This window comes from Gulosibacter sediminis, from assembly GCF_023370115.1.
Classification (GTDB): domain Bacteria; phylum Actinomycetota; class Actinomycetes; order Actinomycetales; family Microbacteriaceae; genus Gulosibacter; species Gulosibacter sediminis_A.
On sequence record NZ_CP097160.1, the window covers coordinates 2,161,952 to 2,183,575 of the forward strand.

Annotated in this window: 19 protein-coding genes; 12 read left to right on the forward strand and 7 right to left on the reverse strand. The window is 68.2% G+C overall.

The features are described 5' to 3' along the window. Nucleotides 1–18: 18 nt before the first annotated feature. Nucleotides 19–3,516 (reverse strand): DNA-directed RNA polymerase subunit beta, encoded by a 3,498-nt coding sequence (rpoB, locus tag M3M28_RS09975; RefSeq protein ID WP_249386313.1) that lies wholly within the window; start codon nt 3,514–3,516, stop codon nt 19–21. Between the two features lie 549 nt (nt 3,517–4,065). On the opposite strand from rpoB, the gene M3M28_RS09980 reads away from it, so the two are divergent. Further along, on the forward strand, nt 4,066–4,782 hold the full coding sequence (locus tag M3M28_RS09980; protein WP_249386314.1) for an MBL fold metallo-hydrolase: 717 nt from the start codon (nt 4,066–4,068) through the stop codon (nt 4,780–4,782). Nucleotides 4,783–4,864: 82 nt separating this feature from the next. Here M3M28_RS09980 and M3M28_RS09985 read toward each other — a convergent pair whose 3' ends face one another. Next, the gene (locus M3M28_RS09985) at nt 4,865–6,367 is read right to left on the reverse strand and encodes a catalase (RefSeq protein WP_249386315.1); all 1,503 of its coding nucleotides are present in this window, start codon (nt 6,365–6,367) and stop codon (nt 4,865–4,867) included. Between the two features lie 2 nt (nt 6,368–6,369). Continuing rightward, nucleotides 6,370–6,870, reverse strand: a complete 501-nt coding sequence (locus M3M28_RS09990) for a Fur family transcriptional regulator (RefSeq protein ID WP_249386316.1) — start codon at nt 6,868–6,870, stop codon at nt 6,370–6,372. 117 nt (nt 6,871–6,987) lie between these two features. On the opposite strand from M3M28_RS09990, the gene M3M28_RS09995 reads away from it, so the two are divergent. The 7 genes from M3M28_RS09995 to M3M28_RS10025 all read left to right on the forward strand — a co-directional run bounded on the left by M3M28_RS09995 (nt 6,988) and on the right by M3M28_RS10025 (nt 12,127). After that, a complete protein-coding gene (locus tag M3M28_RS09995) occupies nt 6,988–7,860 on the forward strand; it encodes a spermidine synthase (RefSeq protein ID WP_249386317.1) in 873 nt (290 codons plus the stop codon). Between the two features lie 60 nt (nt 7,861–7,920). Then, nucleotides 7,921–8,490, forward strand: coding sequence for a tetratricopeptide repeat protein (locus tag M3M28_RS10000; RefSeq protein WP_249386318.1), 570 nt, complete (start codon nt 7,921–7,923; stop codon nt 8,488–8,490). Between the two features lie 117 nt (nt 8,491–8,607). Further along, nucleotides 8,608–9,108 carry a SprT-like domain-containing protein gene (locus M3M28_RS10005; RefSeq protein ID WP_249386319.1) on the forward strand — a complete coding sequence of 167 codons (501 nt, stop codon included), beginning with the start codon at nt 8,608–8,610 and terminating at the stop codon, nt 9,106–9,108. Nucleotides 9,109–9,141: 33 nt separating this feature from the next. Next, on the forward strand, nt 9,142–10,185 hold the full coding sequence (locus M3M28_RS10010) for a threonine aldolase family protein (RefSeq protein WP_249386320.1): 1,044 nt from the start codon (nt 9,142–9,144) through the stop codon (nt 10,183–10,185). 84 nt (nt 10,186–10,269) lie between these two features. Next, entirely contained in the window at nt 10,270–10,515 is a 246-nt protein-coding gene (locus tag M3M28_RS10015; protein WP_249386321.1) for an HNH endonuclease signature motif containing protein, read from the forward strand. Nucleotides 10,516–10,612: 97 nt separating this feature from the next. Further along, on the forward strand, nt 10,613–11,566 hold the full coding sequence (locus M3M28_RS10020; RefSeq protein WP_249386322.1) for an ornithine cyclodeaminase family protein: 954 nt from the start codon (nt 10,613–10,615) through the stop codon (nt 11,564–11,566). A 6-nt stretch (nt 11,567–11,572) separates the two neighbouring features. Next, nucleotides 11,573–12,127 carry an EVE domain-containing protein gene (locus tag M3M28_RS10025; protein WP_249386323.1) on the forward strand — a complete coding sequence of 185 codons (555 nt, stop codon included), beginning with the start codon at nt 11,573–11,575 and terminating at the stop codon, nt 12,125–12,127. On the opposite strand, the gene M3M28_RS10030 is transcribed toward M3M28_RS10025, so the two are convergent. After that, nucleotides 12,124–12,483 carry a hypothetical protein gene (locus M3M28_RS10030; protein WP_249386324.1) on the reverse strand — a complete coding sequence of 120 codons (360 nt, stop codon included), beginning with the start codon at nt 12,481–12,483 and terminating at the stop codon, nt 12,124–12,126. The genes M3M28_RS10025 and M3M28_RS10030 overlap by 4 nt on opposite strands. A 93-nt stretch (nt 12,484–12,576) precedes the next feature. Further along, complete coding sequence (locus M3M28_RS10035; protein ID WP_249386325.1) at nt 12,577–13,113, reverse strand: DUF4916 domain-containing protein; 537 nt, start codon at nt 13,111–13,113, stop codon at nt 12,577–12,579. A 68-nt stretch (nt 13,114–13,181) separates the two neighbouring features. Here M3M28_RS10035 and M3M28_RS10040 point away from each other — a divergent pair, with 68 nt between their 5' ends. Further along, nucleotides 13,182–17,858, forward strand: coding sequence for an ATP-dependent helicase (locus M3M28_RS10040; RefSeq protein ID WP_249386326.1), 4,677 nt, complete (start codon nt 13,182–13,184; stop codon nt 17,856–17,858). Continuing rightward, the gene (locus tag M3M28_RS10045; RefSeq protein ID WP_249386327.1) at nt 17,842–18,639 is read left to right on the forward strand and encodes a DNA-formamidopyrimidine glycosylase family protein; all 798 of its coding nucleotides are present in this window, start codon (nt 17,842–17,844) and stop codon (nt 18,637–18,639) included. The genes M3M28_RS10040 and M3M28_RS10045 overlap by 17 nt, the downstream gene beginning before the upstream one ends. On the opposite strand, the gene M3M28_RS10050 is transcribed toward M3M28_RS10045, so the two are convergent. After that, nucleotides 18,627–20,066: a phosphomannomutase/phosphoglucomutase gene (locus M3M28_RS10050; RefSeq protein WP_249386328.1), complete on the reverse strand. Its 1,440-nt coding sequence runs from the start codon at nt 20,064–20,066 to the stop codon at nt 18,627–18,629. The genes M3M28_RS10045 and M3M28_RS10050 overlap by 13 nt on opposite strands. 140 nt (nt 20,067–20,206) lie before the next feature. Between M3M28_RS10050 and M3M28_RS10055 the strand changes: the two genes are divergently transcribed. Further along, nucleotides 20,207–20,893 carry an NAD(P)H-binding protein gene (locus tag M3M28_RS10055; protein ID WP_249386329.1) on the forward strand — a complete coding sequence of 229 codons (687 nt, stop codon included), beginning with the start codon at nt 20,207–20,209 and terminating at the stop codon, nt 20,891–20,893. Nucleotides 20,894–20,898: 5 nt separating this feature from the next. Here M3M28_RS10055 and M3M28_RS10060 read toward each other — a convergent pair whose 3' ends face one another. Continuing rightward, entirely contained in the window at nt 20,899–21,111 is a 213-nt protein-coding gene (locus tag M3M28_RS10060) for a DUF3499 family protein (protein WP_249386330.1), read from the reverse strand. A 48-nt stretch (nt 21,112–21,159) separates the two neighbouring features. Between M3M28_RS10060 and M3M28_RS10065 the strand changes: the two genes are divergently transcribed. Then, the gene (locus M3M28_RS10065) at nt 21,160–21,618 is read left to right on the forward strand and encodes a hypothetical protein (RefSeq protein ID WP_249386331.1); all 459 of its coding nucleotides are present in this window, start codon (nt 21,160–21,162) and stop codon (nt 21,616–21,618) included. The last annotated feature ends 6 nt before the right edge of the window (nt 21,619–21,624 follow it).

A 21,624-nucleotide genomic window follows, 5' to 3' on the forward strand; every position in this document is an offset into this window, starting at 1 on the left:
TTCGTAATCGGGGGTGGACTAGATCTCGTCGACCGAAGACGACTCGAAGCGAGTGGAGATGTTGATGCCGAGTTCTTCGGCAGCACGGTAGGCGTCATCGTCGTTCTCTTCGAGGCTGACGATGGAGCCGTCGGCGGCGAGCACCTCGACGTTCAGGCACAGCGAACGCATTTCGCGCACGAGCACTCGGAACGACTCGGGGATACCGGCCTTCTGGATGTTTTCGCCCTTAACGATCGACTCGTAGGCCTTCACGCGGCCGACAATGTCGTCCGACTTGATCGTGAGCAGCTCCTGCAGCGTGTAGGCGGCGCCGTAGGCCTCGAGGGCCCACACCTCCATCTCACCGAAGCGCTGGCCACCGAACTGGGCCTTACCACCGAGCGGCTGCTGGGTGATCATCGAGTATGGACCAGTCGAACGCGCGTGGATCTTGTCGTCGACCAGGTGGTGGAGCTTGAGCATGTACATGTAGCCCACCGAAATCGGGTCGGGGAACGGCTCGCCGGAGCGGCCGTCGAACAGACGCGCCTTGCCGTTTTCCTTCACGAGGCGCTCGCCGTCGTCGTTCGGGCGGGTCGACGTGAGCAGGCCCTGGAGCTGCTCCTGCGTCGCACCGTCGAACACGGGGGTCGCGACCTTGGTGCCGGGAGCAACGTGGTAGGCCTCCTCGGAGAGGTTTGCTGCCCACTCCGGGTTGCCCTCGATGTCCCAACCCTGCGTCGCGATCCAGCCGAGGTGCGACTCGAGCACCTGACCGAGGTTCATGCGCTTCGGAATACCGAGCGGGTTCAGGATGATGTCGACCGGCGTGCCGTCCTCAAGGAAGGGCATGTCTTCCTCGGGCAGGATCTTCGCGATGACACCCTTGTTACCGTGACGGCCAGCGAGCTTGTCACCCTCGGTGATCTTGCGCTTCTGGGCGATGTAGACGACCACGCGCTGGTTCACGCCCGAGCCGAGCTCGTCGTCACCGTTCTCGACGTCGAACACCTTGACGCCGATGATGGTGCCGGTCTGGCCGTGGGGAACCTTGAGCGACGTGTCGCGCACCTCGCGGCTCTTCTCGTTGAAGATCGCGCGCAGCAGGCGCTCTTCGGCGCTGAGCTCGGTCTCACCCTTCGGAGTGACCTTACCGACGAGGATGTCGCCAGCCTGCACCTCGGCGCCGACGCGGATGATGCCGCGCTCGTCGAGGTCCTTGAGCATGTCCTGACCCACGTTCGGCAGGTCGGCGGTGATTTCTTCCTTACCGAGCTTCGTGTCGCGAGCGTCAACCTCGTACTCCTCGATGTGAATCGACGAAAGCACGTCGTTCTTCACGAGGTTCTGGCTGATGATGATCGCGTCCTCGAAGTTGTGACCCTCCCACGGCATGAAGGCCACGAGGAGGTTCTTGCCGAGCGCGAGCTCGCCGTCTTCGGTCGCGGGGCCGTCGGCGATGACCTCGCCGACCTCAACGCGGTCACCAGCAGTGACGATGACGCGGTGGTTGTAGCAGGTACCCGCGTTCGAACGCTCGAACTTGCGGAGCCAGTACGACTCGCTGCCGCCCTCGTCGGTCTGCACGACCACCTGGTCGGCCGACACCGAAGTGACGACACCGGCGTGCTGCGCGGTGACCACGTCACCAGCGTCGATGGCGGTGTAGCCCTCCATACCGGTACCGACGATCGGCGAGGTCGAACGAAGCAGCGGCACTGCCTGGCGCTGCATGTTCGCACCCATGAGCGCGCGGTTCGTGTCGTCGTGCTCGAGGAACGGGATGAGCGAGGTACCCACCGACACCATCTGGCGCGGCGAGACGTCCATGTAGTCGACCTCACCAGCGGGCACGAGCTCAACCTCGCCTCCCTTGGTGCGCACGAGCACGTCGTCCTCGATGTAGCGACCGTTGGCGTCGAGCGGCGCGTTGGCCTGGGCCACCACGAACTCGTCCTCGTCTGCTGCGGTGAGGTACTCGATGGTCTGCGACACCACGCCGTTCTCGACGCGGCGGTACGGCGTCTCGATGAAGCCGAACGCGTTGATGCGCGCGAACGTTGCGAGCGAGCCGATCAGACCAATGTTCGGGCCTTCAGGCGTCTCGATCGGGCACATACGGCCGTAGTGCGAAGCGTGCACGTCTCGCACCTCGACGCCGGCGCGCTCACGGCTCAGACCACCGGGGCCGAGCGCGTTGAGGCGACGCTTGTGCGTGATGCCCGCGAGCGGGTTGTTCTGGTCCATGAACTGCGAGAGCTGCGAGGTTCCGAAGAACTCCTTGATCGCAGCGACGACGGGGCGCACGTTGATGAGCGACTGCGGGGTGATCGAGTCAATCTCCTGCGTCGTCATGCGCTCACGCACGACGCGCTCCATGCGGCTGAGGCCGGTGCGAACCTGGTTCTGGATCAGCTCGCCGACGGCGCGGATGCGGCGGTTACCGAAGTGGTCGATGTCGTCGACGTCGAGCGGGATGTCGGTGAGCTCGCCGCCGTTGCGCGTGCCCTCGATCGTCGTCTCGCCCTTCTGGAGCGCGACGAGGTACTTGATCGTGCCGACGATGTCTTCAACCGACAGCACCGAGTCGCTGATCGGCGCCTCGAGACCAAGCTTGCGGTTGATCTTGTAGCGGCCGACCTTCGCGAGGTCGTAGCGCTTGTCGTTGAAGTAGTAGTTCTCGAGGAGCGCCTTGGCGGCCTCCGAGGCCACCTGCTCGCCCGGGCGCAGCTTTTTGTAGATGTCGCGGAGGGCATCTTCCTGCGTCTGGATCTTCGGGTCGTCCTTCGACAGGGTGTCGAGGAGCGTCTCGTAGCCGGCGAACTCGGCGCGGATCTCTTCTTCCGACAGGCCGATGGCGCGCAGGAAGACGGTGACCGACTGCTTGCGCTTGCGGTCGATGCGAACGGCGACGAGGCCCTTCTTGTCGACCTCGAACTCGAGCCAGGCACCGCGCGAGGGGATCACGCGCGACGAGTAGACGTCGATGTCGGAGTTCTTCTCGGGGGTGCGCTCGAAGTAGACACCCGGCGAGCGGACGAGCTGCGAAACGACGACACGCTCGGTGCCGTTGATGATGAAGGTACCCATGGGGGTCATGAGCGGGAAGTCACCCATGAAGACCGTCTGGGTCTTGATCTCGCCGGTCTCGTAGCGCATGAACTCGGCCTCGACGTAGAGCGGGGCCGAGTAGGTCTTGCCGCGCTCCTTGCACTCGTCGATCGAGTACTTCTCGGGCTCGAGCTGCGGGTTGCGGAACGTCAGCTGCATCTGGTCCGCGTTGTCTTCGATGGGCGAGATCTCTTCGAAGATCTCCTCCAGGCCCGAGACACGCGGCACATCGTTGCCACCGTTTTCGATTTCGTAGTCGCGACGAGCCTTCCAGTACTCGTTGCCGATGAGCCAGTCGAAGGACTCGGTCTGCAGCGAGAGCAGATCGGGAACCTCGAGCGTGTCCTTGATGTTCGCGAACGACAGGCGGTGAGCGTCGCGACCGGACTTCGGCGTGTAAGTTGCGTTATTCGCAGCAGCCAAAAGAGTTACCTCCACAGGTCCCGCTGGCCAGCGGGACGCGATTGCATTGGGCGTGAGGGGGGCATCGCCGTCCGTTGCCGAAAGTCATCGCCTCCCCTGTGATTCGGAGGAATTCTTCAGGTTGAACACCTGGAACTCGACTCCCGGCACGGCACCCGAAACGCGCGTTTCGGGCTGAGGGACTTGTGAATTGCAGCAACCGAGCCGACCGCAATATGAAGGCAAGGAGCGACGAAGCGCAAGGATCTACTATAACCCGACACATTTCGTAGTGTCCAGAGAGAGTTTTGCATATCCCACCGCAGCGTTTAGCCTACCCCGTCTCCGGCTAGCGATCTCGACGTCGCGATCCTGGCTGCTATGCGGGGCGAGGTCGAGGTGGAGGCGGTTCTTGCGCTCCTTCTTCTCTGGCACCACCACAAACTCGATCGGCTGTTCGGAATCGATAACGGCGGTGTACCAGAGCAGACTCATGCGCGAAGGCGGGGCCCGATCTCTGGATGTCGGGTGCGGATGCGCGGGGCCAGGCTTCCCCGCTAGCCTCGTGGCATGTCGCATCCCTTCTCTCCCAAGCTCGACGCGTTCGGCAACCTCGAGATCCACTACGCCGAGGTCAACGACTATGAGAACAACTGCTACGTCATCGTCGACGTGCCGACCGGTGCCGCGCTCATCGTCGACGCCGCCGACAACCTGCCCGCGATCATCGAACTGGTCGACCTCGCGAGCCGCCGCGCCGCCGACGCCGGGGCCGCGCAGGTGCGCGTCACGGGCGTGCTCACGACCCACCGCCACCAGGACCATTGGCAGGCGCTCGAAGCGACGAAGGCCCACTTCGAGGTGGCGAGCTATGCCGGCGCCGAGGATGCGCCAGAGCTCCCCGGCGAGACCGAGCACACGCTGGGCGACGGTGACACCGTCGCGCTCGGCGACCAGCAGATCGAGGTCGTCGGTCTGCGCGGCCACACGCCCGGCTCGGTCGCCCTCGCGCTGCGCGTGCCTGAGCATCCGGTGCGCCTGATTACGGGCGACTCGCTCTTCCCGGGCGGCATCGGCAACACCTTCGGCGACTCGGATGCGTACGCCCAGCTGCTCGGCGACGTCGTCGAGCGCATCTTCCGCCGCTTCGCCGACGACACGATCTTCTACCCAGGCCACGGGCTGCCCTCAACGCTCGGCCGCGAGCGCGGCTTCCTCAACGCGTGGCGCCTCACCGGCGGGCTGCCGCCGGCCGACCCGAACACCGACGCGTTCAGCGGCGCGTAGCCCGAGCATCCGCAAAACCGCGCGTGGCGCTCCCGAGTACTCGGGAGCGCCACGCGCGGTGTAGTGCGGCTTGCGGCTGGCGTTACGTGCCGGGCTGCGGGTCGCCGCCGGGGATCTCGCCGGCGTTCGCGAGGCCCTCGCGGACCTTCGCCTCGATGCGCTCACCGGTGGCCTGGTCGACGTTCTTCCAGTACTGGAAGGCGTTCGAGAGCACGGGCTCCTGCACGGTCGCGAGGGCGCCGGCGACGGTGTTCACGAAGCGCTCGCGCTCCGCGTCGTCCCAGACCTCGCGCACGAGCGTGCCGGCCTGACCGAAGTCGTCGTCCTCAGCGTGCAGCTCGTAGGTGCTGCGCACGAGCTCGCCGTCCGACTCCCAGCTGTTCTCGACCTGGCCAACCTCATCGGCGTAGGGGCGGCCGAACGAGTTCGGCGCGTACACCGGGGCGTCGCCCGAGTGGTCGAAGCGCATGTTGCCGTCGAACGTGTAGCTGTTCGTCGGGTTGATGGGCTGGTTCACCGGCAGCTGGTTGTAGTTGGTGCCGATGCGGGCGCGCTGCGCGTCGGCGTAGGCGAAGCTGCGCGCGACGAGCATCTTGTCGGGCGAGATGCCGGTGCCGGGCACGTAGTTGCCGGGCGAAAACGCCGCCTGCTCGATCTGTGCGAAGAAGTTCGTCGGGTTCTCGTTGAGCGTGAACTTGCCGACCGGGATCAGCGGGTAGTCGCTGTGCGGCCACACCTTCGTGAGGTCGAAGGGGTTGAAGCGGTAGGTCTTCGCGTCCTCGTAGGGCATGATCTGCATCTTGATCTGCCAGCTGGGGAAGTTGCCCGCCTCGATCGCGTCGAACAGGTCGCGGCGGTGGTACTCAGCGTCCTCACCCGCGAGGCGCTCGGCCTCGTCGTCGGTGAGGCTGTGCACGCCCTGGTCGGAGTGGAAGTGGTACTTCACCCAGAAGCGCTCGCCCTCGGCGTTGATCCACGCGTAGGTGTGCGAGCTGTAGCCGTTCATCTCGCGCCACGAGCGGGGCAGGCCGCGCGAACCCATGAGGTAGGTCACCTGGTGGGCCGACTCGGGGTTGAGAGTCCAGAAGTCGAACTGCATCGTGTTGTCGCGCAGGCCCGAGGCGGGCAGGCGCTTCTGCGAACGGATGAAGTTCGGGAACTTGATGGGGTCGCGCATGAAGAACACCGGGGTGTTGTTGCCGACGATGTCGAGGTTGCCCTCTTCGGTGTAGAAGCGCAGCGAGAAGCCGCGAACGTCGCGCCAGGTGTCGGGCGAGCCCTGCTCGCCCGCGACGGTCGAGAAGCGGATCGCGACGCGACCCTTTGCGCCCGGCTGGAACGCGGCGGCGCGCGTGTACTTCGAGACGTCCTCCGTGACCTCCCACTCGCCGAAGGCGCCGGCGCCCTTGGCGTGCGGGTTGCGCTCCGGCACGCGCTCGCGGTTGAACGCGGCGAGCGTCTCGATGAGGTGCACGTCGTTAAGGGTGATGGGCCCGTTCGGGCCGACGGTCAGCGAGTTGCGGTTGCTCTCGGCGGGCGCGCCATTCTGGCGAGTCGCAGGTGCGTTGGGATCGATCTGGGTCACGATCACTCCTGTTCTTCGGTAGGGGTGGATGGGGTGGTCTGGTTGGCCTGGCGAGCGGCGTTGCGCTCGACCAGGCAGTCGGCGCAGAGGCCGCGGTAGGTCACCTCGGCGAGGTGCACCTCGAAGCCGGCGTCGTCGGCCGGGTGCAGGCACGGCGCGGCGCCGACCGAGCAGTCGACGTCGACGATCGTGCCGCAGTTGTCGCACACGAGGTGGTGGTGGTTGTCGTCGGTGCGCGTTTCGTACCGGGCCGGCGAGTTCGGCGGGTCAATGCGGCGCACGAGACCGTGGTGCTCAAAGTCGCCGAGGCTCACGTAAACCGCCTGCTTCGTGAGGTGCGGCACCGCGGACGATGCGCGCACATGCACCTCGTCGACCGTCGAGTGCGGATGCTCGGCAAGTGCCTCGAGCAGCGCGACGCGACGCGGCGTCACACGGAGTCCGACCTCGCGGATGCGCGCAGCCCAGGCCTCCGGTGCGGCGCGCTCGTGCGTGGTGGTCATGTGACAACCGTATCGTTCTTTTGAACTAATCAAAATAAGGTCAACCTAAGTCCGTCCATTGAATTGGCTGGATGGGCTGGCCCGCGGTGGTCGTGGGCGAGCGGCCATAATCGAAGCATGGCGCGCCAGCACTCCCCCGAACTCACCCGCACCCTCGCTTCGGGCCGGCAAGCCCAGTTCGTCCTCGACGGCGACATCGTGCAGCTCATCGTTGACGGCACCCCGCAGTCGCAGGTCGACCGGGCCAACCCGACGAGCCTCGGCTTCGGCTACATCCGCCACATGGGGCACGTGCTCGACCTCGCCTTCGGCGAGCGCCAGGCGATCACCGCGCTGCACCTCGGGGCCGGCGCCCTGTCGATCCCGCGTTACGTCGAAGCGACTCGCCCCGGCTCCCGCCAACAGGTGATCGAGCTCGAGCGCGACCTCGTGGAGTTCGTGCGCGAGGTCGCGCCGCTGCCGGCCAGCGCATCCATTCGGGTTCGCTACGGGGATGCGCGCGAGCAGCTCGCGAAGCTGCCCCGGGGCCTGGCGGGCAGCGTCGAGGTCATCGTCGTGGATGTGTTCGCCGGCCCGTCGACGCCAGCCCATGTCACGAGCGTCGAGTTCTTCGAAGAGATCGCGACCTTCCTCGCGCCCGACGGCGTCGTGCTCGTCAACGTGGCCGATGGGCACGAGTTGCGTTTCGCGCGCGGGGAGGTGGCGAGCATCCGCGCCGCGATCGGCCCGACGCTGCTGATCAGCGACCCCGCAGTACTCAAGGGCCGCCGTTTCGGCAACATCGTCGCGGTGGCGAGCCGTGAGGAACTCGAACTGCCGATGTTGCCGCGCCTCGCCGCATCCGGCTTCCCGCCCGCCACCGTGCACTCGGCGCCGCAGACAATCGAGTGGCTGCGCGGCGCGAGCGAGGTGCACGACGCCGAGGCGACCGACTCGCCCGTGCCCGGCCGGGGCATCTTCACGACCGGCCGCGGGCGCGATCGCGGCTAGCTCCGCCCGTAACGGGGTGGCACGCGCGCATTTGGAGGCGGGCGCACTACTCTCGGGGGCGTGTCTGACTCACCGATCATTCTTGGCTATGACCCCGAGACGCTGCGCGAGCGCATCGATGTTGATGCGGCGACGGCACGGCTTGAAGAGATTTCGCAGTTCCGTTCCCTCGCTGCCCTCAACGAGCAGGTCGCGCTGCTGCGCATGCTCGATCGCCTCGACGAGGCGTACGACAAGGCGCAGGCAGCGGCCCGGCAGTCCCGCTTCACCGGCTCGCGCGAGGACTCGCTCGCCGCTCGGGTGCGACGCGCCCAGGTCACGCAGTACCAGGGCAAGCTCGATCTGTCGTTGAACGAGCTCACGAACTGCGTCGAAGAGGCGATTGCCCACGATTGGGCCGAGCTCGCCGGCTTTGCGCTGCAGCACCGCGGCAAGGTGTTGTTCGAGCTCGAGCGTTACGACGAGGCGCTCGCCGACTTCGAGCGCGCGCTGAAGTTCCGCGAGAGCGATGGGATTCCCGCCGATCACGCCAACTCGACGAAGTTCGCGATTCGCGTCGTGCGGGCGAAGCTCGAGGGCGACCGCACACCCGACGAGTTCGACGACCCCATCACCTCGATCAACGCCTAGCGGTTTTCGCCGGCGCCGACTGTCATGTCGGTGGCTGGTGCGATGCTGTGGTTGCCGTGCGGGGCAGCACGCGGCGGCGCCCGGTGGGCGTGGCCGCACGAACGAGAGGCATTGACCATGGCTGATCTTGATGTGGTGCGCGCTCGCGCCCTTGAACTGATGTCCCGCCATCTTTCCCCCGAGTGGTCGTTCCGTTTTGACACCGCGAAGACCCGCGCGGGTCTGTGTAATTTCACGAAGCGCACGATCTCGGTGTCGAAGCATCTGGCGGCACGCTCGACGCTGGATGACGTCGAGCAGACCCTGCTGCACGAAATCGCGCACGCGCTCGCCGGGCCCGAGGCCGGCCACGGCGAGGTGTGGCTCGTGCTTGCCCGCAGCATCGGCTACACCGGCAGCCGCACGCACGATGGCCCGGTCGCACGCGAGTTCGCGCGCTGGCACGGCGAGTGCCCCAACGGCCACGAGGTCGTGCGCTTTCGGCGGCCCACGCGGCCGATGTCGTGCGGCAAGTGCACGCGGCGGTTCGACCGCAGATTTCTTATTGAGTGGCGCGAGCGATCGCCCGAGGAGCTCGCGGCGAGGATCGCGACACCAACGCGCAGCGCGCGCTCGTAAAACCTTCGGGCGCGCGGGGGCAGAATAGTCGCCGTGATCTCACCGCTGCATGACGCTACTCAGTACCACTTCGGCTCCGACAACTACGCGGGGGTGCACCCGGAAGTCCTCGAGGCGATCGCCGTGGCGAACGGCGGGCACGTGCTCGCCTACGGTGACGACCCCTACACGCAGCATTTCCAGGAGGTCGTTCGCGGCTGGTTCGGTGAGCAGACCGAAGTGTTCCCCGTGTTCAACGGCACTGGGGCGAACGTGGTGTCGCTGCAGGCGATGTTGCCGCGGTGGGGCACGGCCCTGTGCACCACCGCGGCACACATCAACACCGACGAGCAGGCAGCGCCCGAGCGCGTCGGCGGTATCAAGCTGCTACCGGTCGAGGCGCCGGGCGGCAAATTGCTGCCCGAGCTCCTCATCGAGCCCGATCCCGACGACGTGCACCGCGCATCCCCGCAGGTAGTTTCGGTGAGCAATTCGACCGAGCTCGGCACGGTGTATTCGCCCGAGGAGTTCGCGCGCCTTGCCGAGGCCGTGCACGAGGCAGGCATGTTCCTGCACCTCGACGGCTCGCGCCTGAGCAACGCGGCGGCAGCGCAGGGTGTGACCCCTGCCGAGGTCGCACAGGGCGCCGACGTGATCTCGCTCGGCGGCACGAAGAACGGTGCGCTCGGGGCCGAGGCAGTCATCGTCGTGAATCCGGATGCGGTGGCCGGCACCGCCTACCTGCGCAAGATCACGACGCAGCTCGCCTCGAAGCAGCGCTTCGTGTCGGCCCAGCTGCTCGCGCTGTTCGAGGGCGACCTCTGGCGCCGCAACGCGGAACACGCGAATGGGCAGGCACGTGAGCTCGGTCGCCGGCTCGCCGAGCTGCCCGGTGTCGAGGTGCCGCTCGAGATTGAGGCGAACGCGGTGTTCCCGGTGCTGCCCGAGGGCGTGGCCGATCGTGTGCGCGCGCACGACACCGTGCGGTTCTACGACTGGCCGCCGATGCCGGGCGCCGTGCGCCTCATGGCGTCGTGGGACACCCCGGATGCCGCGATCGAGCACCTTGTTGACGCGATTCGCGCGGAGCTTGGGTAGGCGGGGCTAAGGACGGGCACTGGGGAGTGCGTCTGTCGAGGTTTGGGAGCCAGCGCTGACGGGCGCCAGGGCGTCGACTCGGCTTTGGATCACATCACGCCGTGGGCCGCGGGCGGCAAAACATCCGTCGATAACCAGGCACACCTGTGTCGACAACACCACATCCTGAAACACCAACGACCGTGGCGATACCGACATCTGGGCAACGGGATCTCCGAGTTGGAATCCCCACACGGAGAGGTCAGGGCGCACCGGCTATTTCGCGCGTACGACGAACTCCAGGCGTATCCAGCCGTCATCCCTCGGCAAGCACGCCGCTGCTGCGGGTAGCATTTCTGCCAGGCACGGCCGCTCACCTACAACGGGGCGGCGAGGCCCCGGTATTCGCCGCTGCATCCCGTCGAGCGTTGAAGGAGCACCCGCTTCCGTGAACATTCCACACATCACCAACAAGCACATCCTCGATCACATACGAGTCGGTGACGCGGTCGACGCCCTCGAGCGCGCACTCAGGACCGAGATCGACCCGTCGCAAGACTTCCCCCGCAGCTTCTTCCAACTCGACGAGGGCAAGCGCCTCCTGTTCATGGCTTCGCACGCCCCCGAATGGGTCGGCGCGAAGATCATGTCGGTCAACGAGGGCAACCCGGCCCGCAACGTCGACCGAGCACAAGGCCTCTACGTGCTCATGGATGCCCTCACGACCACGCCGAAGGCGATCATCGACGGCGACGAGCTCACCGACCTCCGCACCGCCGCCATGACGAGCCTCGTCACCTCGCGCTTCATCAACCTCGACTCCAGCAGCGTCGTCATGTACGGCTACGGCGCCCAAGCACGCAAGCACGCGCAGGTGCTGCGCGAACTTCACCCACAGCTCAAGAAGCTCGTGGTCGCCGGGCGCAACGCCCGCAAGACCGAAATGTTCGCCGCCACCGCGGCCGAGCTCGGGTGGAACGCTCGCATCGGCCAGGCCATGCCGCCGCAGACCGCGATTCCGCAGGCCGACCTCATCATCACCGCCACCGGCTCGGGTGAGCCACTCTTCGACGGCTCCCTCGTGCGCCCGGGCACGCTCGTGGTCGCGCTCGGCACGCACAATAACGAGCGCAGCGAGCTCGACACCGCGCTCATGGCACGGTCGAACGTCATTGTTGAGGACGTCGACACCGCGGTGAACGAGTCGGGTGAAATCGCCCACGCAATCGCCGAGGGCGTGCTCAGCCGCGAGTCGCTCATTCCCGTGCGCGACGTCGTGCGCGGCGACGTGCGCATCGACCGCAGCAAGCCCACCGTGTACAAGACCGTGGGCATGCCCTGGCAGGACCTCGTCGTCGCCGGCGAGATCTACACGCGCATGCCAAGCACCGCGCTGCGCTAACCCACCGTGGCGATTCGATACTGGCTGCTCGTCCACCCACTCGATCGCGCCCGCGAGCTCGTCGAAACGGGCGTCGCGCGCGTGACGTGGGGCAACGAGCAGCCAGTTTGGTCATTCCGCGAAGCCGACGGCGTCATCATCTACTCGCCGCGCGAATACAACCCCGACGGTGAGCCACTCCGCGCAGCCGTCGCCGCCGGCCGAGTCACGGGCGAGGCCTATCAACTCGGCGGGCACGGCACGCCGCGCTGGGTCGCGCCGGTCGATTGGCTGCCGGGCGCACGCATCGCGCCCATCCGCCCCCTGCGCGACATGCTCGAACTCACACGCGACACCAGATTTTGGGGCGAGCAGCTCCGCGACGGCTGGGTCGAGCTCTCGCAGCGCGACTTCATGATTCTCGAGGATGCGGTGCGCCCGACCGCGCCCGAACCGAGCGGCTTCGCGATCGACGCGAGCCGCGACGGCGCAAGCCGCCCCGAGCATCCACGCACCGCGCCCGTCTCAGACACGCGAGCGCGGGCCGAACAGGCGTGGCGCGACTGGGACGCGAACCGCTAGTAGCTGTGCGAGGAGTAGCTCGTTGAGTTATTTAGCTCGCTGAAGACGGCGCTAAAGAACAGCCCACCGGTGACCGCGGCAATAATGCCAAGAATGATCGCCAGCGCGATGCTGATGCCGACCCAAATAAGGTAGGCGCGCGCAAAGTTCCGCTTCGCAAGCGAGCGACCATCGCCGGCCGCGAGCACGATCATGTAGATGAGCCCCACGAGCGGAATGCCCATCAGGAAGATCGTGAGCACCCAGCTGCCAACGCTGTCAGCACTGACCACCTGCTGAGCAGGCTGGTAGCCCGCAGTCTGATACCCCTGCTGGTAGTACGGCTGCTGCTGTTGCTGGGGGTACTGCTGGCTCATGATTCCTCCTGGGCACGAATGCGGACACAGCGAACGTACATTCTGATGGTTGCAAGCGCGAAAAAGTTCCCGCCGCCTCGAAGTCGACCTCGCTTACCAGGCGCCGAGGAAACCGATGGCCTGGCGCAGAATCGAGCCGCGGCCACCCTCGAGTTCTTCGAGCAGATCCGGGTCCTTCGCCTCATCCGGCGTGACCCAGGTGACCTCAAGCGCATCCTGACGCGGAATGCACTCGCCCGTCACCGGCACGATGTACTCGAGCGCGACCGCGTGCTGCCGCTCGTCATAGAGCTCGGTCACGGGCAGAGGTGAAAACTCGGCCACCGTGAACGGCTGCAGCGAGGCGGGCAGCTGCGGGAAGGCCATCGTGCCGAGGTCCTTCTCCAGGTGGCGCAACAGCGCGCTGCGAATCGATTCGCCGTAGTGCACCCGGCCCGACACGAATGTGCGCGTGATGAGTCCCTCGGGATTCGCGCGCAGCAGCAGGCCGATCGCCTCGACCTCGCCGCGACCGTCAAGCAGCACGGGAATGGCCTCGACGTAGATGATCGGTGTGCGTCGGCGGATGAGCTCGAGATCGTCGTCGCTCAACCAGCCTGATGACTCGGGGTCCGGGGTGCTCACGTCCATGTGCTCATTGTGCCCCATTCCCGCTGGCGTGCGGGGAGCATGTCGGTGGGTGGTGGTTGGATCAAACAGTGAGCAGTTCGGATGCCCTCGCCGGGTTCAGCGAGTCGACCACCACGTGGTTTCGTGGCGCGTTCGATGCGCCAACGCGCGCCCAGCGCGAGGCCTGGGCCGCCATCCGGCACGGCCACCACACGCTCGTCGTCGCTCCAACCGGTTCGGGCAAGACGCTCGCGGCGTTCCTTTGGGCCATCGACCAGCTCATCCAGGAGCGCGCGAACGAAGCGGGGCGAGGCACGCGCATCCTCTATATCTCCCCGCTCAAAGCGCTTGGCGTCGACGTCGAGCGCAACCTCGCAGCACCGCTCGTCGGCATCCGCCAAACCGCGGTGCGCCTCGGCCACGAGGTGCCCGAGATCACGGTCGGCGTGCGCTCGGGCGACACGACGCCATCCGAACGCCGTGCGCAGGTGTCGAAGCCGCCCGACATCTTGATCACGACGCCCGAGTCGCTCTACCTCATGCTCACGTCGAGCGCGCGCAAGGCGCTGCGGGGCGTGCGCACCGTCATTATCGACGAGGTGCACGCCGTCGCGGCGAGCAAGCGAGGCTCGCACCTCGCGCTCTCGCTCGAACGCCTGGATGCCCTGCTCGAGTCGCCTGCGCAGCGCGTCGGCCTCTCGGCCACGGTGCGACCGCTCGAGACGGTCGCGCGCTTCCTCGGCGGGCAGGCGCCGGTCGAGATCGTCGCGCCCGCGAGCGAGAAGGCGTTCGATCTGCGAGTCGTCGTGCCCGTCGCCGATCTCAATGACATTCCCGTCGCCGAGCCGAAAGACGACCTCGTCTTCGGCGACGCGACCCAGGGCATTCGCGACCCCGATCCGCGGCGCACCGGCACGATTTGGCCACACATCGAGTCGGCGATCGTCGACCGCGTGCTCGGGCATCGCTCGACGATCGTGTTCGTCAACTCGCGCGGGCTCGCCGAACGGCTTACCGCCCGCCTCAACGAAGAATACGAGCGACGCCTCGCCGCCGACGCACCCGCGAGCACCGACGAACCGGCGCCCCGCACGCTCGGCGCGCAGCTCATGGGCGGCTCGGGCGCGTTCGACGGCGCGAGCGCCGACCTCGCCCGCGCCCACCACGGCTCGGTGTCGAAAGAGCAGCGGGCGCAGGTCGAAGACGCCCTGAAGTCGGGCACGCTGCGCTGCGTCGTCGCCACCTCGAGCCTTGAACTCGGCATCGACATGGGCGACGTCGACCTCGTGATTCAGGTCGAGTCACCGCCGAGTGTCGCGAGCGGCCTCCAGCGCGTCGGCCGGGCCGGCCATCAGGTCGGCGAGGTGTCGCGCGCCCGGCTCTATCCCAAGCACCGGGCGGATGTGCTCCACACTGCCGTCGCGACCTCGCGCATGCTCGACGGCAACATCGAGCGCATGACCACCATCGAGCAGCCGCTCGACGTCCTCGCCCAGCACACCGTGTCGGCGGCCGCGCTCGACCGCTGGCAGGTGCAGGAGTGGCTCGCGCTCGTGCGCCGGAGCGCCCCGTTCGCGCAGCTCAGTTCGGCGCTGCTCGAGTCGGTGCTCGACCTGCTCGCTGGCAAGTACCCCTCCGACGAGTTCGCGACCCTGCGGCCGCGCCTCGTGTGGGATCGCGACGCCGACTGGTTCGAGGGCAGGCCGGGTGCGCAACGCCTCGCCGTGGTCTCGGGCGGCACGATCCCCGACCGCGGCATGTTCGGCGTGTTCATGATCGACGGCACCGACGGCGGCGGCAAGCGCGTCGGTGAGCTCGACGAAGAGATGGTCTACGAGTCGCGTGTCGGCGACGTCATCGCGCTCGGCGCGACGTCGTGGCGCATCCGCGAGATCGGCCCCGACCGCGTGCTCGTCGTGCCGGCGTTCGGCGAGCCCGGGCGCCTGCCATTCTGGAAGGGCGACGGTATCGGCCGCCCCGCCGAGCTCGGCGCGGCGATCGGCGCCACTGTGCGCGAGATCGCCGGGAACGACGCGCGCCTGCCCGACAGCCTCGCCCGGGTGTGCGACGACTTCGCGCAGGCGAATATCTCCGCGTATGTGCGCGAGCAACTCGAGGTAACCGGCCACGTGCCAACCGACCGCCAGCTGCTCATCGAGCGGGTGCGCGACGAGCTCGGCGACTGGCGCATCATCCTTCACTCGCCCTACGGTCGCCCCGTGCACGCGCCCTGGGCCCTCATGGTGACGGCGCGGGTGCGCGAGCGCTTCGGCATGGAGGCGAGCGCGATGGCGCTCGACGACGGCATCATCGTGCGCATCCCCGACGTCGACGACGAGCCGCCCGGGGCCGACCTCTTCGCTTTCGAACGCGACGAGGTCGAGTCCACCATCACGCGCGAGGTCGGCACATCGGCGCTGTTCGCCGCCCGCTTCCGCGAGAACGCGGCCCGCGCGCTGCTGCTGCCGCGGCTGCATCCCGGCAAGCGGGCGCCGCTGTGGCAGCAGCGCCTGCGCGCCGCGCAGCTGCTCGAGGTCGCGCGCAAGTACCCCGAGTTCCCGATGATCCTCGAAACCGTGCGCGAGGTCCTCCACGACGTCTACGACCTCGACTCGCTCACCGAGCTGTTCGCGAAGCTCGCGACGCGCGAGGTGCGACTCGCCGAGGTAACGACCGAGTCGCCGTCGCCCTTCGCGCAGTCGCTCCTATTTGGCTACGTCGGCGAGTTCATGTACGAGGGCGACCAGCCGCTCGCCGAGCGCCGCGCGGCCGCCCTGCAGCTCGACACGAACCTGCTCGCTGACCTCCTTGGCGCGAGCTCGCTGCGCGAGCTGCTCGACCTCGACGCAATCCACGACGTCGAGGCCCAGCTGCAATGGCTTGAGCCGTCGCGGCGGGCACGCGACGCCGAGGGCCTCGCCGATCTGCTGCGTGTGGTTGGCCCGCTCTCGCTCGACGAGCTGCGCCGACGCGTGCGGCACCCCGACGCCGACCCGCACGACGAGGCCGCCGAGCTGCCGGATGCCCCGGCCGAGTTCGTCGCGTCGCTCGCCGACACGCTCATCACGGCGAAGCGCGCGCTCTGGCTGCGCGTGCAGGGCACCGAACGGCTCACCGGCGTCGAGGATGCCGCGCGCCTGCGCGACGCCCTCGGCGTGCCGCTGCCGATCGGTGTGCCGACCGCGATGCTCGAGCCCGTCGCTGACCCCCTCGGCGACCTCGTACGCCGCTATGCGCGCACGCACGCACCCTTCCGCGCCGCGCAGCTCACCGACGAGTTCGGGCTCGGCCAGGCGGTAGTCGCCGACGTGCTGCGGCGCCTCGAGATCACCGGCACGGTGCAGCGAGGCGAATTCACGCCAGGCGTCGACGGCGTCGAGTGGGTCGACGCGGGCGTGCTCCGGCGCATCCGCTCGCGCACCCTCGCGAAGCTGCGCAGCGAGATCGAGCCGGTCACGCAGCAATCCCTCGGCGCGTTCCTGCCCGAGTGGCAGCACGTCGGCGACGAGCTGCACGGCATCGACGGCGTCGTCACCGTCATCGACCAGCTACAGGGGGTGCCGATCCCGGCATCCGCCTGGGAGTCGCTCGTGCTGCCCGCCCGCGTGCGTGACTACTCGCCCGCTATGCTCGACGAGCTCCTCGGCGGCGGCGAGGTGCTCTGGCTCGGCCACGGCGCGATCGGCAGCGCCGACGGTTGGGTCAGCCTCCACCTGCGCGATACCGCCGCGTTCACCCTGCCTGAAGCCCCCGCCGACCGCGAAGCGCCGAGCCCACTCGCAGCCCGCTGCGCCGAGGTGCTCGAGCAGGGCGGCGCAATGTTCGTGACCGAGCTCATCCGCCGACTCGAGCAGCTCGAGCCCGACGCCGCCCCGCCGCGCATCGACGCCGTCATCGACGCACTCTGGGAGCTCACGTGGCTTGGCATCGCCGCCAACGACGCGCTCACGCCCCTGCGCGCGTTGCTCTCGGGCAATGCGGGCAGCAAGTCGACCTCAGCGCATCGCACGGCGGCACGGCCCGCGCGGGGCCGACTCTGGCGCGGCCACGCCGCGGCCACCGCCGGCCCGAGCACCCCGCCGCAGGGCACGGGACGTTGGTCGATCGCGCCGACGAGTGACGAGGGCGCCACCACGCGGGCGCAGGCGCTCGGCGACCTCCTGCTCGACCGCTACGGCGTCGTCACGCGCGGCTCGGTCGAGGCGAGCGGCGTCGTCGGCGGCTTCGCACTCGTCTATCGCGTGCTTGCCCGTTTCGAGGAGTCGGGTCATGCCCGTCGCGGTTACTTCGTCGAACACCTCGGCGCCTCGCAATTCGCGGCGGCCGGAGCGATCGACCGGCTCCGCGCCGTGCAGCAGCGACTCGAGACCGACCGCGAGGCGCGCCTGCTCACACTCGCCGCGACCGACCCGGCGAACGCCTACGGCGCCGCGGTCGCGTGGCCCGAGCACGCGTCGACCCATCGCCCCGGTCGCAAGGCGGGCGGGCTCGTGACGCTCGCCGACGGCGCACTCGTACTCTACGTGGAGCGCGGCGGCAAGACGATGCTCACGTTCACCGACGACGACACGCTGCTGCGGCAGGCGGCCTACAGCCTCAGCGACACGGTGCGGCGGGCGCGCATCCCGGGCCTCGTCATCGAACGCGCCAACGGTGCCTCGGTGTTCGAGCACGGCATTTCGACGTGGCTGCAGGAGGCCGGTTTCGTCACGACGCCGCGCGGCCTGCGGCTCAAGCCAGAGTCCGGGTATGCCGGAAGGCGATAGCGCCTACCGCGCCGCCCACCACCTCGCGAGGTCGCTCGCGGGGCGCGAGGTGACGGACTTTTCCCTGCGGGTGCCCGCGCACGCGACCGCCGATCTGCGGGGCGAGCGCATCGAGGGCGCCGACGCGCGTGGCAAGCACGTGCTGCTGCGCATCGGTGAGTTCACGGTGCAGTCACATTTCGGCATGGATGGCAGTTGGCGGCTCGTGCGCCCAGGCGAGGCAGGTCGCGCCTCGTGGCCGGCGCGGCATCGGCTTCGCGCGGTGATCGGCACGGATGCGGTGGTTGCCCTCGGCATCGACCTCGCGAAGCTCGCGCTCTGGCGCACGCGCGACGAGGCGAGCAAGCTCGGCTGGCTCGGGCCCGACCTGCTCTCGCCGGAACCCGACCTCGAAGAGGCCGCCCGGCGCATCCGCCTCGAGCCCGAGCGGCCGCTCACCGCCGCGCTGCTCGACCAAGGCAACGTCGCAGGCCTTGGCAACGAGTACGTGACCGAGCTGCTGTTTCTGCGGGGCATTCGCCCCGACCGGCGCGTGGGCGACGCGGGCGACCTCGACGAGCTGCTTGCGCACGCCCGCGACCTCATGCTCGAGAACCGCGACCGCGTCGAACGCACCTTCACGGGTAACCCGCGGCCCGGCCAGCGCAGCTACGTGTTTGGCCGCGCGGGCCACGCCTGCCGACGTTGCGGCACCGTCATTCTTGAGGGCACGCACGCCTCGGGGCAGCGTGAAGGAGGCACGCGGCGGTCTGCCTGGTGCCCGAGGTGTCAGGCGTCCTGACGGATGTGCCCGAGGAACTCGTCGCGCACGTGCGCCATGAGCTCGGGCGTCGACGCCTCGATGTTAAGCCGCAGCAGCGGCTCGGTGTTCGAGGGGCGCACGTTCGCCCACCACCACTCACCGCTGCTGCCTTCGCTGATGGTGAGGCCATCGAGCTCGTCGAGCTCGATGCCCGCGAACTCGGTGCGGAGACGCTCGAGCACGGCGGCCGCGTCGGCGACGGTCGAGTTGATCTCGCCCGACGCGAAGTAGGGCGTGTGCTCGGCCGCAAGCTCGGAGACCCGGCGACCGGATGCGCCAAGCTCCGCGAGCACGTGCATCGCCGCGAGCATGCCGTTGTCGGCACCCCAGAAATCGCGGAAGTAGTAGTGCGCTGAGTGCTCGCCGCCGAAGACCGCGCCGGTGCGCGCCATCTCGGCCTTGATGAGCGAGTGGCCGACGCGGGTACGCACGGGCTCGCCCCCGAGCTCGCGCACGACCTCCTCGACGTGACGCGAGGTGAGCAGGTTGTGGATCACGGTCGGCTGCGACTCGCCCGCGGTGTTCGCCCGAGCGATCTCCCGCGCGGCAACGATGGCGCACACCGCCGACGGCGACACGGGTTCGCCCTGCTCGTCGACGACGAAGCAGCGGTCGGCGTCGCCATCGAAGGCGAGGCCGAGGTCGGCGCCCTCGGCGACGACGCGCGCCTGGAGGTCAACGAGGTTCTTCGGGTCGAGCGGGTTCGCCTCGTGGTTCGGGAAGTTGCCGTCGAGTTCGAAGTACATCGGCACGATTTCGAGCGGCAACGAGGGCAGGCCGGCGGCCTCCTGCAACACCGCGGGCACCGTGTAGCCGCCCATGCCGTTGCCGGCGTCGATGACGAGCTTGAGGGGGCGGATGCCCGACAGGTCGACGAGCGAACGCAGGTGGCGCGCGTAGTCGGCCAGAACATCCACTCGCTGCGGTTCGTGTGTGTGCTCGGCCTCGGGGATGCCCGCGTCGAGGTACGCGGCCGCGCGGTCGCGGATCGCGCTGAGTCCGGAGTCGAACGAGATGCCCTTCGCGCCTGCGGCCGAGATCTTGATGCCGTTGTAGGCAGCCGGGTTGTGTGAGGCCGTGAACATCGCCGCGGCGGCGCCCCGCCGTCCCGAGGCGAAGTAGTCCATGTCGGTCGAGCACAGGCCGAGGTGCGTGACGCGGGCGCCGCGGGCGGTCGCACCGCGGGCGAAGGCCTCGGCGAACTCGGGGCTGGAGTCGCGCATGTCGTGCCCGATGACGAGCTCGAGGTCGGCGAGCCCAAGCTCATCGACGGTGGCGGCGCCGAGCGCGGTGACGAGCGGTGCGGTGAGTGTGTCACCGACGAGGCCGCGGATGTCGTAGTTCTTGACGACCTGGGTCAGGTCACCGCGAAGCTCAGGTTCGATAGCCGAAATCGCAGTATGCATAGGCGCAAATGTAGTCGCTCGGCGGCCGGAGCCCGCCCAGCCGCGCCCGCTTTCGCGCCGGAATACTGCCCGGGAGGGATGCGTTGGACTCGAGTGCAGGGCGCGATCTAGCGCCATTTCGACGCAAAAGGAGGACCACTATGACTTCCAACAACCGCATCGTTATCCTCGGCGGCCACGGCAAGGTTGCGCAGCTCGCGGCACCAAAGCTCACGGCGGCGGGCTTCGCCGTCGACGCCGTGATCCGCAACCCCGAACACGCGGCCGACGTCGAGGCCGTCGGCGCGACCCCGCGCATCCTCGACATCGAGACCGCGACGGTCGATGAACTCGCCGAACTGTTCAGGGGCGCCCAGGCGGTCGTATTCTCGGCGGGTGCCGGCGGTGGCAACCCCGAGCGCACACACCAGGTCGACTACCTCGCCGCGACGCGGTCGATGGATGCTGCGCAGCAGGCCAACGTCTCGCGCTACGTGATGGTGTCGTACAACCGTGCCGACCTCGACGTCGATGCGCTGCCCGAGAGCAATAGCTTCTACGCCTACGCGAAGGCGAAGCACGACGCGGACGCCTACCTCCGCGCATCTCAACTCGACTTCACGATCCTGGGGCCGGGGAACCTCACGCTCGAGCCTGGATCGGGCAAGGTGCTCGTCGCCGACGCCAACGGTGAGGGCGTCGACGCTCCGATCGCCGACGACGCGAAGGTCACCTCGCGCGACAACGTCGCGGCCGTCATCGCCCACGTCGTCGCCACCGGCGCCGCCTCGCGCACGAAGGTGAACTTCTACGACGGCGACACCCCGATCGCCGACGCGATTCGCTAGCGCGCCTAGTCGACGCGGCCGATCGGCACGGGCTTGATGAGGGTCCAACCCTCGGGCACGGATGTGCGACCCGCGTGCAGGGGGCAGAGGTCGTAGGCGTGGGGCTCGGCCCGGAACGCGAGCGGCCCGATCGCGGCCATCTGATCGCGGTAGTCGAAGGTGAGCGTGTAGGCGGCACGCCGCGAGCACCCAACTCGACTACAGGGACGGGAACGCATACCGCCATGCTAGTCCGCCGCTCACCTCGCCGGGGTAGGCTGGCGGCTATGCCTAGGTCTTCGAAGCGTCGGCTCGCTGATGCACGCCGCAGCCGGGGATCCCGCAGCCGCCACGGGCGCAGCCTGCGCTCGAGCGCGGCCGGGCCGTGGCTGCCGCAGCTGACGGGCCGGGTTCCCCGATTTCACCTCATCGTCGCCGAGACGCTCGGCTTCCTGCGCTCAATGGCGCCCGAGCAGCTCGCCGAGGTGCGCGTCTACACGGCCCCGATGCCGCCCGACGACCAGCACCGCGACGGCATGGACCGCTGGCAGATTCGCCCGCCGAACGACGTGATCCTCTACCGCGTGCCGCTCGAGCGACTCGCGAAGCTCTCGTTGTCTGACCCGCGCGACCAGATTCGCTACCGCGAGTACATCGAGCGCGCCGTGATCTCGGCCGTCAACGAGCTGCTCGACGGCGGCCTCGGCGGCATTATCAACGACGACCTGCTCGACCCGCCGCGCTAGCCGCGA